The sequence below is a fragment of the Burkholderia sp. Bp9031 genome, from assembly GCF_003857965.1.
GTDB classification, from domain to species: Bacteria; Pseudomonadota; Gammaproteobacteria; order Burkholderiales; family Burkholderiaceae; genus Burkholderia; species Burkholderia ambifaria_A.
On record NZ_QTPW01000026.1, the window covers coordinates 55,460 to 70,255 of the forward strand.

Genomic DNA, 14,796 nt, shown 5'->3' on the forward strand with positions numbered 1-14,796 from the left:
CGAGCCGGGCGATGCGCCGGCCTCGCGAGCCGGCGTTCGCAGTCACTCGCGCGAGAGATGCGACGCATTCCATTCGGAGACCTTATCGCGGCGTCGCACGATCGCGTAACCGAACGCTGGCGAATATCCCGAATCGATCGACGACGACGCAATACAGGACGATCACGCGCGTGGTGCATCGCGAACCGGTGCGCGAACACGCCCGCGCACCGGCCTGCCGAGCCGCCACGCTGTTTCCCGGCAGCACCGCCAGCGCGACGCTGTTCGCGACCATTTCCGCGATGTTCCCGGCCCATGTGCGCTATGCGGGCATGGCGATCGCGTACAACGTGTCGACCTCGCTGTTCGGCGGCACCGCGCCGATCGTCAACGACTGGCTGATCGGCAAGACCGGCAATACGATGATTCCCGCGTACTACATGATGGCGGCCTGCGCGATCGGGCTCGTCGCGCTGGCGGACGTGATCGAGACGCGCGGGTGCTCGCTGCGCGGGGAGACGGTGCCGGGACAACCGGGTTGATATTCGATCGATCGGTTACTGCTTCCCATAACCGGCAACCTTCGCATCGCTCGCCGTCCGGTAATGGACGGCGGGCGATGTGCGTTTCGGGGGCAGCGATGTCGGAACCGTGTGTGCGCGTTGCCGGATGGCATCTCTTTCGGCCGCTCGCCCAGGCTACGGCGTGATCACCGTCATCCTGAAATTAGGTGATTGAGTAAAGCTACTGCACCGTGGCTGGTGCATTGAAGGCGGCAGGGAATCACGGGCAGAGCAGATACCGAGTCAATCCACTTTCTGTTTCGGCGCGTCACTGCGGACGGCAATTTCACCCGTCCGCCAGTTCAACTCTCGGACCGTTTCAGCCTCATGGAAACGGAAAATCGTTCGGCCGGGTGAATGCTGATCGAGATTTCGAACGCAACGCCCGTCGAATCGAGATAGCGCCGCACGATTTCGAGCGCGGCCGTTCCCGCCGGGATCTGCAGTCGCGCAGCCATTTCCGGCGAGACGTTTACCGCCTGCACGTTCTGCTGGATCTCCGCAACGCATCGCCCGTAACGCGTCTCGATCAATGAACTGATCAACGTATCCGGCTCGTGGCGAGCCGTCTCCGCGATTTCCACATAACCCGGATCGATATAGACGTCCGTCCAGCCGATTGGCGGACGCGTCGTGTCGCGTTCCACGCGCAGGCTCGAAATGCGCAGCCAGCGTGCGCCTTCTTCGCACTTCAGAACCTTCGCGAGCTTGCCCTGCGCCGCAAGCGCCTCGATCGACTGCACCACGCGCAGGTTCTCCGAACCGAACTGGACGAGATCCTCGATCGAAGCGAGCGACGGCCGGAAGTCGTTTTTCGGTTGCGCCGATTCGACACGCGTTCCCGCGTTCTTGCGCCGAGACACGAAGCCAAGTTGCTGCAGCTCGTGCAGCGCCGCGCGGATCGTGTGCCGGCTCGTCTTGTACAGATCGCGCAATTCAAGCTCGGTCGGCAAGTACGAGCCGACCGGAAAGCGGCCAGACGCGATGCCTTCGGTCAGGTCGCGCGCGATCTCGGCGAAATGGGGTCTGTTCATTTTCTCTGCGTATCGATCATCGCCGACAGTTTAAGGGTAAACATCGCTTGAGCGATATGTCCGGACATAATAGCCTTCTATATGTCCGGACATATCGACGCATTCGGTTTCAAGGTCCGATGCCTTTTCCCCGTTTTCCGTTTTCAGAGGTCGCCATGCCAAGCCGCACCATCCCTGTCTCCAGCACCGTCGTCGATTCGATTCTGTTTCGAGACGCCTTCGGCACCGCGAAGATGCGCGCGCTGTTTTCCGATTACTCGCTCGTGCAGCGCTACATCGACGTCGAAGTCGCGCTCGCGAAGGCCGAAGCACGCGCCGGTGTGATTCCAGCCGAAGCGGCCGACGTGATTGCACAGGAAGCGAGCATCGAGCGCATCGATTTCGATCACATGCGCGAGGAGACGGACATCGTCGGCTATCCGATCCTGCCGCTCGTGCACCAGCTCGTCGCAATGTGTGGCGACGCGGGCCGCTATGTGCATTGGGGTGCAACGACGCAGGACATCATGGACACCGCCGTGTCGCTGCAAGTGCGCGATGCGCTCGATTCGATCGACGGCGACATCCGCGAGCTGCGCGGCATCCTTGCCGATCTCGCGATCAAGCATCGCGATACCGCGATGGCGGGTCGCACGCATCTGCAGCAGGCGCTGCCGGTCACGTTCGGATACAAGGCCGCAATCTGGCTCGCGATGTTCGACCGGCATCAGCAGCGGCTCGCGGAACTGCGCTCGCGCGTCGCGGTCGTCGAGTTCGCGGGCGCGGCTGGCACGCTGGCGTCGCTCGGCGACAAGGGTTTCGAAGTCCAGAAGGCGCTTGCGGAAGAACTGAAGCTCGGTGTGCCCGCGACGACGTGGCACGTCGCGCGCGACGGCTTCGCCGAAGCGGTCAACCTGCTCGCGCTGATCACCGGCTCGCTCGGCAAGATCGCGATCGACATCATGATCATGGCGTCGACCGAGTTCGCGGAAGTGTACGAACCGTTCGTCAAGGGACGCGGCGCGAGTAGCACGATGCCGCAGAAGCGCAATCCGATTTCGAGCGAACTGATGCTCGCAGCCGCGAAGGCGGTGCGCCAGCACGCGGGCCTGATGGTCGACGCGATGATCCAGGATTTCGAGCGCGCGACAGGTCCGTGGCATGCGGAATGGATCGCGATTCCCGAGAGCTTCATCCTGACATCGGGGGCGCTGCATCAGGCCAAGTTCGCGCTCGGCGGGCTGATCGTCGATGCGCAACGGATGAAGCAGAACCTCGGCATCAGCAAGGGGCTGATCGTCGCCGAAGCCGCGATGATGCAGATGGCGCCGTTTACCGGGCGCCAGCAGGCGCACGACATCGTGTATGACGCGTGCCGCACGGTCAACGAGATGGGCGGCACGCTCGCCGAAGCGCTGGCCGCACTGCCCGAGGTGACGCGGCACTTCGATCGCGACGCGATCGAACGCATGACGGATCCGGTCAACTACCTGGGCCTCGCGCCGCAGATGGTCGATCGGGCAATCGCACTGTCCCGCGAAATCTGAGCGGACGTCGTGGAGGAGACACCATCATGAATCACGCACAGACCTCGCGCGACGAACCGGTCGCCCCGGCGCCGAAGCGCCCGTGGTATCGCAAGCTCGGCATGCAGGTGCTCGCGTCGCTGGTGCTCGGCATCGTCGCCGGGCTGCTGTTTCCGAAATTCGGCACGCAGCTGAAGATCCTCGGCGACGTCTTTCTCGCGCTGATCAAGGCCGGCGTCGCGCCGCTCGTGTTCCTGACGATCGTGCATGGCATCGCTTCCGCCGGCGACGTGAAGAGCGCGGGGCGAGTCGGCTGGCGGGCGATCGTCTACTTTGAAGTCGTGTCGACGATCGCGCTGGCGTTCGGCCTGTTCGCCGGCAATCTGCTGCAGACCGGCCAGGGCATGACATCCGTGGCGGTCGGCAAGGTGCCGGTCGCCGCGGCAAAGGCGGCGCCACAAGGGTTCACCGAATTCGTGATGCATCTCGTGCCGGACAACTTCATCGGCGCGTTCGCGAAGGGCGAGCTGCTGCAGGTGGTCGTGCTCGCGGTGATGGTCGGCATCGGCATTCTTGCGATTCCCGAAGGGCGGCGCGCGCGAATCAACGACGGGCTCGACCAGATTTCGGAGGTCCTGTTCTCGTTCATCAATCTCGTGATGAAACTTGCCCCGCTCGGCACCTTCGGCGCGATCGCGTTCGCGGTTGGCAGCAACGGGACAGCCGTGCTGGTCGCGCTCGCGCAACTCGTACTCAGTTTCTACGCGGTCGTGGTGCTGTTCATCGTCGTCGTGATGGGCATCGTCGCGAAGCTGGCCGGCTTCAGCATGTGGCGCTTCATGCGCTACATCAAGGACGAGATCCTGATCGTGCTCGGCACCGCGTCATCGGAAAGCGCGTTGCCGCGCCTCCTGATCAAGCTCGAGCGACTCGGCTGCGCGAAGCAGACGGTCGGTCTCGTGCTGCCGACCGGCTATGCGTTCAATCTCGACGGGACGTCGATCTTCATGGCGATGGGCGTGATGTTCATCGCGCACGCGTACAACGTGCCGCTCACGTTCGAGCATCAGATGGGGATCCTGCTGCTGATGCTGTTGACGTCGAAAGGTGCCGCGACGGTATCGGGCGGATCGTTCGTCGTGTTCGCGGCAACGGTGACATCGACGGGGCTGCTGCCGGTAGAAGGACTCGCACTGATCTTCGGCGTCTACCGCTTCATGTCGATGGCGATCGCAACGTGCAATACGATCGGCAACAGCCTGGCCACGGTCGTCGTTGCGAAATGGTCTGGCACGTTCGACGAGACGGTCGCCCGACGCCACCTTTACCCCGAACGCTATCCCGCAACAGCGCGTGCCGATGCGAAGCTCGACGATGGCAACCTGCTTCCCGAAGATTCTGACGACGTGAATCCGCATCCGCAGGGAATCCCGCTCAAGCGCGGCGGTCTGTAGCATCGATTTTGGGCGGAAGAGCGCATCGGTTCTACACTTTTGTGATCAAGTCGATGTTCTCGCCGGATGCCGCGTTTGACATCACTATCCATATTGATTGGACGGTTCGCTTTTCCTCGCGATGACCGAATCCGGAACTGAAACGGTCGTTTGAGAATTATCGGCGGCTATCCGTCTTGGGTCGGCAAGCGACGCCCATCGAAATCTGCGAGACACCCCAAAATGACGCGCCGCAATACTCCCATGCGACGGCGTCACCTCGCGCGTCGCTCGCCAACAACTGGCCGATCGGCAAGACCGGCAAGACGATGGCTCCCACGTACGACATGATGGCCGCCTGCGAGATCGGGGGGCGTGGCGCCGTCCGGCGTGATCGCGACGCGCAGGTGCTCCCTGCAGCGAGGCACCGTCCTCGGCAAAGCCCTCCGACGCTTCGACAGCATCGACTGCTTCGATGACATCGACCGCATCGCCCGCCGCGCGGCAACGGACGGCAACGGACGGCAGGCGATATACGTTCCGGCGGTCGGCAACGCCGGTACCGGATTGTTGCCTCTCGAACAACATGGTGTGCGCACGCGCGGGGCTACTGGCATCCGCCGCCCTTTCCTACAATCGCTCACACGCTCGATCGCAATACGAGCGCAACGAAGTGCGCGACATTCACGGTCGTGCTCTCGAACCGCGCCGCGCAGTGCGGATTACCCCTCGATCAACAGGACAACTGACCATGAGCAAATTAATTCGCAACGTGCAACCGGTTACCGCCCATCTGGGCAACGAAGGTTCGGGTGAACTCGTTTCTTCCCGCTACGGCGTACGCATCGGCGACATCGATGTCGTGCTGATCAGCGACGGCATTCTGCCGCTGCCGACCTCCACGATGTCGACCAACGTGAGCGAAGCGGACCGCAACGAATGGTTCGACGGCCGCTTCCTGCAACGCGACATGTTCGACTGGGCGCTGAACATCGCGCTCGTGCGCAGCGGCGATCGACTGATCCTGATCGACTCCGGCGTGGGCGACGGTTTCGAATACTTCACGCGCGCCGGACGGTCGGTCATGCGCCTGGAATCGGCCGGCATCGACCTGGCTGCAATCACCGATATCGTGATCACGCACATGCACATGGACCACGTCGGCGGCCTGAACGTCGAAGGCGTCAAGGCCAAGCTGAACCCGGAGGTGCGCATTCACGTATCAGCCGCGGAAGTGGCGTTCTGGAAGAATCCGGACTTCAGCAAGACGGTGATGCCGGAAACCGTTCCGCCCGCGCTGCGCAAGGCGGCTGCCCGGTTCGTCGAACTCTACGGCGAAAACATCGTGCAGTTCGATCAGACCGTGCAGGTCGCGGCGGGCGTATCGGCGCGCGTGACGGGCGGGCACACGCCGGGACACTGCGTGGTGGACATCGCATCGAACGGCGAAAAGCTGACGTTCGTCGGCGACGCGGTCTTCGAAGTCAACTTCGACAATCCCGATTGGCAAAACGGCTTCGAACACGATCCCGAAGGGGCGGTCGACGTTCGTATCGCACTGTTCAACGAAGCCGCCGAAACCGGCGCGATGCTGGCCGCGGCGCACGTCGCATTCCCGTCCATCGGGCATATCGCAAAGAACGGCAACGGGTTCCGCTTCGTTCCCGTGACGTGGGATTACTAAGTTAGCCTGGACGGCGAACGCCGTTTTCTCTCACGGCACGCGTCATGAAAAAAGCCGTCGCACGGAAGTGCGACGGCGTCTCCGCGCGCACCGACGCGCGCGTCATTACTTCAAGAAGCTCATGCGATGGTCGACATGTTTCGCTCCGCGACCTCGTCCACCGCTTCCTTCACGATACCGACGATCTCGTCCGCTTCCGCACGCGTCATCACGAGCGGCGGCGCAAACCCGAGAATGTCCCCATGCGGCATCGCGCGCGCGATCACGCCGCGCTGCAGCGCCGCGGCCGACACCTGCGCGCCGATCTTCCGTGCGGGATCGAACGGCGTGCGCGCGTCCTTGTCGGCCATGAATGCGAGCGCAGCCAGCATCCCGACGCTGCGCACCTCACCGACGAGCGGATGCGCATCGAACGCGTCGCGCAGCTTCGCGCCGAAATACGCGCCCACTTCCGCGGCGTTGCCGACCAGGTTCTCGCGCTCGAGAATCGCGAGGTTCGCGAGTGCGGCGGCCGCGCGACGAAGACCCGGTTCGCCGCGCAACAGTCCTGCCCGGAGGTCTGGAACTTCGCACTGACGGCGATCCGCACCGCCTGGTCGAGATCCGCATCCCCGGTCACGATGAACGGCGCGTTGCCGCCCAGTTCGAGCGCGATCTTGCGAATGCTGGCCTTCGCCGCGGTTTCGGTCATGCGCCGCTCAACGCGCGTCGATCCGGTGAAGCTCATCGCACGCACGCGCGCATCGCCGACGAGCGTTTCCATCGTCATCTGCGGTTCGCCGAGCACGACGCTGAACACGCCGGCCGGGAACCCGGCCTCGTCGGCGAGCTGCACGAGCGCCGAGAACGGCGTCTCGTGCGCAGGCTTCACCACCACCGCGCAACCGGCCGCGATCGCGGCGGCGGCCTTGCGCGCGATCATCGCGACCGGGAAATTCCACGGCGTGATCAGCGCCGCGACACCGACCGGCTCCATCACCGTGCCGAGATGCGCGCCGTCGATATGCGTCGGGATCGTGCTCCGGCGAGTGCACGATGCACGATCGAGAAGTCGACCAGCTCGCGCTCGGCCGTATCGAGCATGTAGTTCGACATCGATTCGGTCACACGCGCGGTCACGAAGCTGCCGAGCCCGGCGTCGCAGCGGGCTTGCAACGCCCCGACACGCCGGGCACGGATCGGCCAATCGCCAAGGGGCATGTCGATCGCCCCGGTCCGACCGATCTGGTCTGGTCCGATCCACCGGATCGCACGCGCTGCCTCGCGATCCACCGCGCGCTCACAACCTTACAGCTTGACCGGCCCCTGCCCGCCGCCTAAATTGCTCGTTGCAGGTTGGCACCCCGGCGAGCGTCAATGACACCCGGGTGACGAAAACGATAGTTTGCTATCGAATGTTTTTGCCCCTATCATCCCGCCCATGACCAATCTGCACGATCTTCGCCTCGCCGTCAGCAGCCTGCTGGTGCTCACCGCGCGCAAGTGGCGCCGCACGAGCGACGCCGTGCTGACCGCGTACAACGTGTCCGAAGCCTGCGCGACGCCGCTGCTGATCGCCGGCCGCCTCGGCGAAGGCGTGCGCCAGGGCACGCTCGCCGAATACGTCGGCATCGAGGGGCCGTCGCTCGTGCGCCTGCTCGACCAGCTGTGCGCGGCTGGCCTCGCACGCCGCGACGAGGATCCGCACGACCGCCGCGCGAAAACGATTTCGCTGACGGCCGCCGGCCGCGCGGTCACCGCGAAGATGGAAGAAGACCTGCGCGTGCTGCGCGCCCAGGTGCTCAAGGGCGTCACGCGCGCCGATCTCGAAGCGACGCTGCGCGTCCTGAACGCATTCAACGCGGCCGATGCGCCTCATCCGGCGTCGCGCCCGTCCCACCCCGCCGATTCCGCGTCATGACCTATCCGAGCCTTCGCGACTGGCTGTTCTCGGGCAAGACGTTCGCCGCGTCGATGCTGGCGCTGTACCTCGGCCTGTATTTCCAGCTGCCGCGTCCGTACTGGGCGATGGCGAGCGTGTACATCGTGTCGAACCCGTTCGTCGGCGCGACGCGCTCGAAGGCGCTGTATCGCGCGCTCGGCACCGCACTCGGCGCGGCCGCCGCGATCCTGTTCGTGCCGCCGTTCGTCGAGACGCCGATCCTCTTCAGCGTCATCGTCGCGACGTGGTGCGGCACGCTGCTCTACCTCGCGATCTCCGACCGCACCGCACGCAGCTACGTGTTCATGCTCGCCGGCTACACGATGCCGTTGGTCGCGCTGCCGACCGTCGCCGATCCGTCGACGATCTTCGACGTCGCGATCGCGCGGACCGAGGAGATCGTGCTCGGCATCGTGTGCGCGAGCGTGGTCGGCAGCGCCGTGTTCCCGAACCGGCTCGCGCCGACACTGATCGAGCGCACCGACGCGTGGTTCAAGGACGCCGCGTTCTACGGCCGCGAGACCCTGTCCGGGCACCTTGCCGGCAAGGCACTGTCCGCGTGCCGGCAACGCCTCGCCGCGACCATCACCGGCCTCGAATTCCTGCTGAGCCAGCTGAGCTACGACCATGCGCACCCGCGCGTGCTTGCCCGCGCGCAGGCGCTCGCGGGCCGCATGCAGCTGTTCCTGCCGCTGATGTCGTCGCTCGCCGATCCGCTGATCGCGCTGATGCGCGACCTGCACGTGCGCCCGCCCGCGCTCGACGCGCTGCTCGCCGACGCCGCGAAGTGGTTCGACGCGCCGCTGCCGGCCGTGAAGGCCGGCACCGACGGCAAGATGGCCGACGATCCGGTCGCCGACAACCTGCGCGAGCGCATCGCGTCGCTGCAGCCGCCCGACAGCGCGCTGACGAGCTGGGACGGCGCGTTGCTGTCGAACGCGCTGTGGCGGCTGCACCAGGTCATCGACATCTGGCAGGACTGCCGCTCGCTGCGCGCGCTGATCGCGAACGAGTCGGGCGTCTGGCAGCCGCGTTACCGGCACTGGCGGCTCGGCGGCACCGAGCGCTTCTTCGATCGCGGGATGATGCTGTTCTCGACGCTGACCGTGGTCGGCGCGATCGTGTTCGCGTGCTGGCTGTGGATCCAGTCCGGCTGGCACGACGGCGCCGGCGCCGTCACGCTCGTCGCCGTCGCGTGCAGCTTCTTCGCCGCGCTCGACGAACCTGCGCCGCTGGTGTTCAAGTTCTTCCTGGCAACCACCGCGAGCGTCGTGTTCGCGGGCCTGTACCTGTTCGTCGTGCTGCCGCATGTGCACGACTTCGCGATGCTCGTGCTGATGTTCGCCGGCCCGTTCATCCTGATCGGCACGCTGCTGCCACGCCCGCAGTTCAACATGGTGACGATGCTCGTCGCGGTGAACACCGCGACCTTCGTCAGCATCCAGAGCGCGTACGAGGCCGACTTCTTCATGTTCCTGAACAGCAACCTCGCGGGCGTCGCCGGGCTGCTGTTCGCCTACGTATGGACGCGGGCGACGCGGCCGTTCGGCGCGGAACTCGCGGTGCGGCGCCTGCTGCGCTCGGGCTGGGAGGACGTCGCCCGCTCCGCTTCGACGCAGCCGCTCGACGACCAGCGCAACCATGCATCGCGCATGCTCGATCGCGTCACGCAGCTGCTGCCGCGCCTCGGCGCGTCCGATGACCACCGCCATCCGTCGATCGAGAGTTTCCGCGACCTGCGCATCGCGCTGAACGCGCTCGACCTGCGCCGCTCGCGCCGCAAGCTGTCGGGCGACGTGCCCGACGCGATCGATCGCGTGCTCGCCGGCGTCACCGATCACTACACCCGCTGCGCGGCCGCGAACGCGCGCCAGCCCGCGCCGCCGGCGCTGCTCGCGTCAATCGACGATGCGCTGCAGCGCGTGGCCGGCCGCAACCTGCCGGGCGCGCCGGCCGCATCGGCCGACGACGGCACGACGCCCACGGCGCCGGCCACGCCCGCGACGCACCGCCGGCTGCGCGACACGCTGCACGCGCTCGTCGGCCTGCGGTTGTCGCTGTATCCGGCCGCGGCTGCGCAACCGCCGCAGGCCGCACCGGACGGAGCACGCGCATGATCCCGCTTTCCAACCAGTCCTTCCGACCGCGACCATGATCGGCGAAATCGACATCTTCGGCGTATTCGTGCCGGCTCCGCTCGTGCTGATGCTGATCGCCTATCTGATCAACATCGTCGTGCGCGCGCTGCTCGAGCGCGTCGGCTTTTACCGCCTCGTCTGGCACCGTTCGATCTTCGACCTCGGCATCTACGTGTTCGTGTTTGCCGCCGTCGTCATCGTGTCTCACCATCTCGTGGCTAGCTAACCGTGAAAAAAACCTGGCTCTCGGCAGGGCAGATCCTGCTCACCCTGATCGTCGTCGTCGTGGCTGCCCTCGTGCTGTGGCGGATCATCAATTACTACATGTTCTCGCCGTGGACGCGCGACGGGCACGTGCGCGCCGACGTGATCCAGGTCGCGCCCGACGTGTCGGGGCTCATCACCGCGGTGCAGGTCGCCGACAACCAGGAGGTCAGGCGCGGCCAGGTGCTGTTCGTGATCGACCAGGCCCGCTACACGCTCGCGCAACGGCTGGCGGAGGCGACGCTCGCGCAGCGCCGCGCGACGCTCGCTCAGGCGAAGCGCGAATATGCGCGCAACCTGCAGCTCGGCAACCTGGTCGCTAGCGAACAGGTCGAGGAAAGCCGCACGCGCGTCGAGCAGGGCGAAGCCGCCGTCGCCGATGCGCAGGTGTCGCTCGACACCGCGAAGCTGAACCTGCAGCGCACGACGATCGTGAGCCCCGTCGACGGCTACCTGAACGACCGCGCGCCGCGCGCCGGCGAATACGTGCCGGCCGGCCGCGCGGTGCTGTCGGTCGTCGACCGCAATTCGTTTCGCGTCGACGGCTACTTCGAGGAAACCAAGCTGCGCGGCATTCATATCGGCCAGCCGGTCGATATCGTCGTGATGGGCGAGCCGCATCCGCTGCGCGGCCACGTGCAGAGCATCGTCGCCGCGATCGAGGATCGCGACCGCACGCAGGGTGCGAACCTGCTGCCGAACGTGAACCCGGCATTCAGCTGGGTGCGCCTCGCGCAGCGCGTGCCGGTGCGCGTCGTGCTCGACGAGGTGCCCGACGACTTCCGGATGATTGCCGGCCGCACCGCGACCGTTGCCATGCGCTCGCCCGATGCGCGCCGTGACGACAAGGCGAAGCCGGCTGACGGCGCGTCGATGGCGGCCGTGGCGTCAGCCGTGCCCGCAGCCGCCAGCGCGACGGGAGCATCGCAATGAAGCGGCATGGCCTGCGCCTCGCGGCGGCACTCGCGCCGCTCGCGCTCGCACTCGGCGCGTGCAAGTCCGTCGGCCCCGACTACACGCTGCCGCAGCAGGCGTACGTGAATGCGCCGCTCGCGAACCATGCGCTCGACGACGCGAACGGCACGCTCGTGTCGCGCGACGCGGTGCCCGGCAACTGGTGGCAGCTGTACGACGATCCCGTGCTCGACGAGCTCGTGCGCAGCGCGCTGAAATCGAACACCGACCTGCGCGTTGCCGCGGCCAATCTCGCGCGTTCGCGCGCGGCGCTGGAAGTGGCAAACGAGCAGGGCGGCTTCTCCGGCAGCGCGGAAGCGGCCGTGCAGCGTGCGCAGGAATCGGCCGAGCAATTTCTGCTCGAGAACAAGCTGCCGGTCGTGAACGAAGGCACGGTCGGGATCAGCGTGTCATATGAACTCGACCTGTTCGGCAAGTTGCGGCGTGGCGTCGAAGCCGCGCGTGCGGACAGCGAAGCCGTGCAGGCGGCCGCCGACCTGGCGCGCATCACCGTCGTCGCCGATGTGGTGCGGGCGTACGTCGAATCGTGCTCCGCCGGCGACGAGCTCGCGATCGCGAAGCAGTCGCTCGCGCTGCAGCAGCAGCGCGTGAAGCTGTCGCAGCGGCTGCGCGATGCCGGGCGCGGCAACCAGACCGACGTGACGCGCGGCGTCACGCAGGTGCGCACGCTGTCGGCTGACATTCCGCGTTTCGAAGGCCGCCGCAAGATCGCGCAATACCAGCTCGCCGCGCTGCTCGCGCGCTCGCCGGCCGACCTGCCGAAGGCGGTCGCCGAATGCGAGCGGCTGCCGAAGCTGCGCCAGCCGATTCCGATCGGCGACGGCGCCGCGCTGCTGCGTCGCCGCCCCGATGTTCGCGAGGCCGAGCGTCGGCTCGCCGCCGCGACCGCGCGGATCGGCGTCGCGACCGCCGCGCTGTATCCATCGATCAGCATCGGTGCGTCGGCCGGTTCGGTCGGCATCGCCGCCGACCTGTTCTCGTCCACCACGAATCGCTGGTCGTTCGGACCGCTGATCAGCTGGTCGTTCCCGGTCAACGGCCAGCGCGCACGCGTGCGCGAAGCCGAAGCCGCGACCGGCGGCGCACTCGCGCACTTCGACGGCGTCGTGCTGAACGCACTGCGCGAAACGCAGTCGAGCCTCGCGACCTATGCGGCCGACGTGCAGCGCACCGATGCGCTACGCACGGCCTACGAATCGGCGCGCAATTCCGCCGACGAAACGCACCGGCTCTATGCGGCCGGCCGCGAGTCGTTCATCTCCGATCTCGATGCGACGCGCACGCTGACGAGCGTGCGCGCGCAGGTCGCCGCGGCCGAAGGTCAGGTCGCCGCCGACCAGGTGAAGCTGTTCCTCGCGCTCGGCGGCGGATGGGAAGGCAATGCGGCGCCCGCTGCATCGCAGCAGACGTCGGCGGCCGGCGCACCGGCTGCCGCGTCGGCCGCGGCCAGATAGAACGCGCGCGGGGCGGCTCGGCGCGCGTGACACGCCTGCTGTCCCGCACCATCGTGCGCGGTCTCGCATGTCCGATATGTCGATACCGGCGTCGCGCGTTACCTGCATTGCCGGTAAACTCGTGCGCAGTTCCCGTCATTCGCTCGCCGCCTGCCGGGCGGCCCCTTTCCCGGAGAGTCATCATGCGCACCAGCGCCCGTAACCAGTTCGCCGGCCAGATCGATGCCGTCAAGCCCGGTGCCGTCAACGACGAAATCACGCTGCGTACCCAGGACGGCCTCGACATCGTCGCCGTGATCACGCACGGCAGCGCCGCATCGCTCGGTCTCGCGGCCGGCACGAACGCATTCGCGCTCGTCAAGGCATCGTCGGTGATCGTGATGGTCGACGTCGACAGCAGCAAGGTGTCGGCCCGCAACTGCGTCGCGGGTACCGTGTCGTCGATCGCGAAGGGCGCGGTCAATTCCGAAGTCGTGATCAAGGCCGCGGGCGGCGCGGAAATCGTCGCGATCGTCACCAACGACAGCGTCGAGCGTCTCGGTCTCGCGAGCGGCAAGGCCGCGTCCGCGATCTTCAAGGCGTCGAGCGTGATCGTCGGGGTCGAGTGATCGCCCGATCATCCGATCGATTGCAATGACGACCCGTCGTTCGCCGCGCCCGCAAGCGGCGCGCAAGCGCGCACGATGACATCCGCGCTCGAGCACGCGCATCAACGCACATTGCAATCGCTGCTGTCCGGGGCGGCCGACGCTGCTTCCCCGGATGCCTATCTGTTCGGCACACTCGTTGCGGCACGCGCATACCGCAACGAGCTCGCGCTGCTCGGCCTGTCCCCCGTCCGATTGAGCGGTCTGCTTGCCCGCCAGTTTCCCCATCTGCGTACCACCGATGCCGTCGCACTCGTGTCGACCGTCGCCATCGCGCCGCTGCCGGTCGCGCATGCGCAATTCGTTGCGACGCTGCACGCGCTGCTGATGCGGGATGCACATCCCGCTGTCGCGCGCGACGATGCCGACTGTGTCGCGGCAATCATCGCGCATGCGTGCCTCCGCCCCGATCACCTGTGGCGCGATCTCGGCCTCGACGGGCGCGATGCGGTAACCGCGATGCTCGACCGCTATTTCCCTGCGCTCGCCGCGCGCAACGTCGCGCAGTTGCGCTGGAAGAAATTTCTCGCACAGGAAGTGGCCGGATCGCTCGGCCTGCCGCCCGGGCCCGCGCCCGGATGTCCGGGCTGCGAGGATTTCGGATGCTGCTTTCCCGCGGAACGATAGCCGACAATGCAGCCCGCGCGGCTTGCCGGTACGCATCGTTTGACCGATCGTGCGCGGCATCTGTCTGCGCGCTGTCCGCGCCTTCGTTCGATTGCGAACGCTCACCGGAGAAACAACCGTGACCGACGTTGCGAGTCCCAATCTGCCGTCGCGCGATTTCGAAGCCACGTCGCTGTTCTACGCGAAGCTCGGCTTCGACGAAACCTGGCGCGATGACGGCTGGATGATCCTGAGACGCGGCGACCTGCTGCTGGAATTCTTCCCGCATCCCGGCCTCGACCCGGCCACGAGCTGGTTCAGCTGCTGTTTCCGGCTCGCCGACGTCGGCGCGTTTTTCGACGAAGTGCTCGCGGCCGGCATTCCGGAGCAGGCGACGGGCTGGCCGCGCGCGCATCGACCGAAACGCGAGGCATGGGGCGGCACCGTCGGCGCGCTGATCGACCCGGACGGTTCGTTGATTCGACTGATTCAGACGGACAACTGAATCGATCGGTGTCGGCGGGGGCAGAGGGCACGAAACGACACCCCATAAACGGTTACCTTGCGATACGCATTGCGCGCGGCGCGCATCG

13 protein-coding genes and 2 pseudogenes are annotated in these 14,796 nt (G+C 66.4%); 12 read left to right on the top strand and 3 right to left on the bottom strand.

Translation table 11 applies throughout. The features are described 5' to 3' along the window. Nucleotides 1–11: 11 nt before the first annotated feature. A complete protein-coding gene (locus tag DIE15_RS38205; RefSeq protein WP_409364318.1) occupies nucleotides 12–521 on the top strand; it encodes an MFS transporter in 510 nt (169 codons plus the stop codon). A 323-nt stretch (nucleotides 522–844) separates the two neighbouring features. Here DIE15_RS38205 and DIE15_RS27135 read toward each other — a convergent pair whose 3' ends face one another. Next, nucleotides 845–1,576, bottom strand: a complete 732-nt coding sequence (locus DIE15_RS27135) for a GntR family transcriptional regulator (RefSeq protein ID WP_124834798.1) — start codon at nucleotides 1,574–1,576, stop codon at nucleotides 845–847. Between the two features lie 155 nt (nucleotides 1,577–1,731). Here DIE15_RS27135 and DIE15_RS27140 point away from each other — a divergent pair, with 155 nt between their 5' ends. From DIE15_RS27140 to DIE15_RS27150, 3 genes are all read left to right on the top strand, one after another. After that, nucleotides 1,732–3,102 carry an adenylosuccinate lyase family protein gene (locus DIE15_RS27140; RefSeq protein WP_124834799.1) on the top strand — a complete coding sequence of 457 codons (1,371 nt, stop codon included), beginning with the start codon at nucleotides 1,732–1,734 and terminating at the stop codon, nucleotides 3,100–3,102. 26 nt (nucleotides 3,103–3,128) lie between these two features. Continuing rightward, nucleotides 3,129–4,535, top strand: a complete 1,407-nt coding sequence (locus DIE15_RS27145) for a cation:dicarboxylate symporter family transporter (RefSeq protein WP_057928757.1) — start codon at nucleotides 3,129–3,131, stop codon at nucleotides 4,533–4,535. A gap of 730 nt (nucleotides 4,536–5,265) precedes the next feature. Next, nucleotides 5,266–6,198: an MBL fold metallo-hydrolase gene (locus DIE15_RS27150; protein WP_124834800.1), complete on the top strand. Its 933-nt coding sequence runs from the start codon at nucleotides 5,266–5,268 to the stop codon at nucleotides 6,196–6,198. Nucleotides 6,199–6,317: 119 nt separating this feature from the next. Here DIE15_RS27150 and DIE15_RS27155 read toward each other — a convergent pair. Together DIE15_RS27155 and DIE15_RS27160 are read right to left on the bottom strand one after the other, a co-directional pair. Then, nucleotides 6,318–6,713, bottom strand: a pseudogene (locus tag DIE15_RS27155) (aminotransferase class III-fold pyridoxal phosphate-dependent enzyme); the annotation flags it as partial. Then, nucleotides 6,674–7,219, bottom strand: a pseudogene (locus DIE15_RS27160) (aldehyde dehydrogenase family protein); the annotation flags it as partial. The pseudogenes DIE15_RS27155 and DIE15_RS27160, both read right to left, overlap by 40 nt. Nucleotides 7,220–7,618: 399 nt before the next feature. Here DIE15_RS27160 and DIE15_RS27170 point away from each other — a divergent pair. From DIE15_RS27170 to DIE15_RS27205, 8 genes are all read left to right on the top strand, one after another. Beyond that, nucleotides 7,619–8,098, top strand: a complete 480-nt coding sequence (locus tag DIE15_RS27170; RefSeq protein ID WP_057928755.1) for a MarR family winged helix-turn-helix transcriptional regulator — start codon at nucleotides 7,619–7,621, stop codon at nucleotides 8,096–8,098. Further along, a complete protein-coding gene (locus DIE15_RS27175; protein ID WP_124834802.1) occupies nucleotides 8,095–10,236 on the top strand; it encodes an FUSC family protein in 2,142 nt (713 codons plus the stop codon). Before DIE15_RS27170 ends, DIE15_RS27175 begins: the two co-directional genes overlap by 4 nt. A 34-nt stretch (nucleotides 10,237–10,270) precedes the next feature. Then, nucleotides 10,271–10,483 (top strand): DUF1656 domain-containing protein, encoded by a 213-nt coding sequence (locus DIE15_RS27180; RefSeq protein ID WP_006755496.1) that lies wholly within the window; start codon nucleotides 10,271–10,273, stop codon nucleotides 10,481–10,483. A gap of 2 nt (nucleotides 10,484–10,485) precedes the next feature. Further along, on the top strand, nucleotides 10,486–11,454 hold the full coding sequence (locus tag DIE15_RS27185) for an HlyD family secretion protein (RefSeq protein ID WP_124834803.1): 969 nt from the start codon (nucleotides 10,486–10,488) through the stop codon (nucleotides 11,452–11,454). Next, complete coding sequence (locus DIE15_RS27190) at nucleotides 11,451–12,950, top strand: efflux transporter outer membrane subunit (RefSeq protein WP_057928751.1); 1,500 nt, start codon at nucleotides 11,451–11,453, stop codon at nucleotides 12,948–12,950. The genes DIE15_RS27185 and DIE15_RS27190 overlap by 4 nt, the downstream gene beginning before the upstream one ends. A 182-nt stretch (nucleotides 12,951–13,132) precedes the next feature. Beyond that, nucleotides 13,133–13,558 (top strand): molybdopterin-binding protein, encoded by a 426-nt coding sequence (locus DIE15_RS27195; RefSeq protein WP_057928750.1) that lies wholly within the window; start codon nucleotides 13,133–13,135, stop codon nucleotides 13,556–13,558. 75 nt (nucleotides 13,559–13,633) lie between these two features. Continuing rightward, a complete protein-coding gene (locus DIE15_RS27200; RefSeq protein ID WP_057928749.1) occupies nucleotides 13,634–14,224 on the top strand; it encodes a nitrogen fixation protein NifQ in 591 nt (196 codons plus the stop codon). A gap of 118 nt (nucleotides 14,225–14,342) precedes the next feature. After that, nucleotides 14,343–14,708, top strand: coding sequence for a bleomycin resistance protein (locus tag DIE15_RS27205; RefSeq protein WP_057928748.1), 366 nt, complete (start codon nucleotides 14,343–14,345; stop codon nucleotides 14,706–14,708). Nucleotides 14,709–14,796 lie beyond the last annotated feature (88 nt).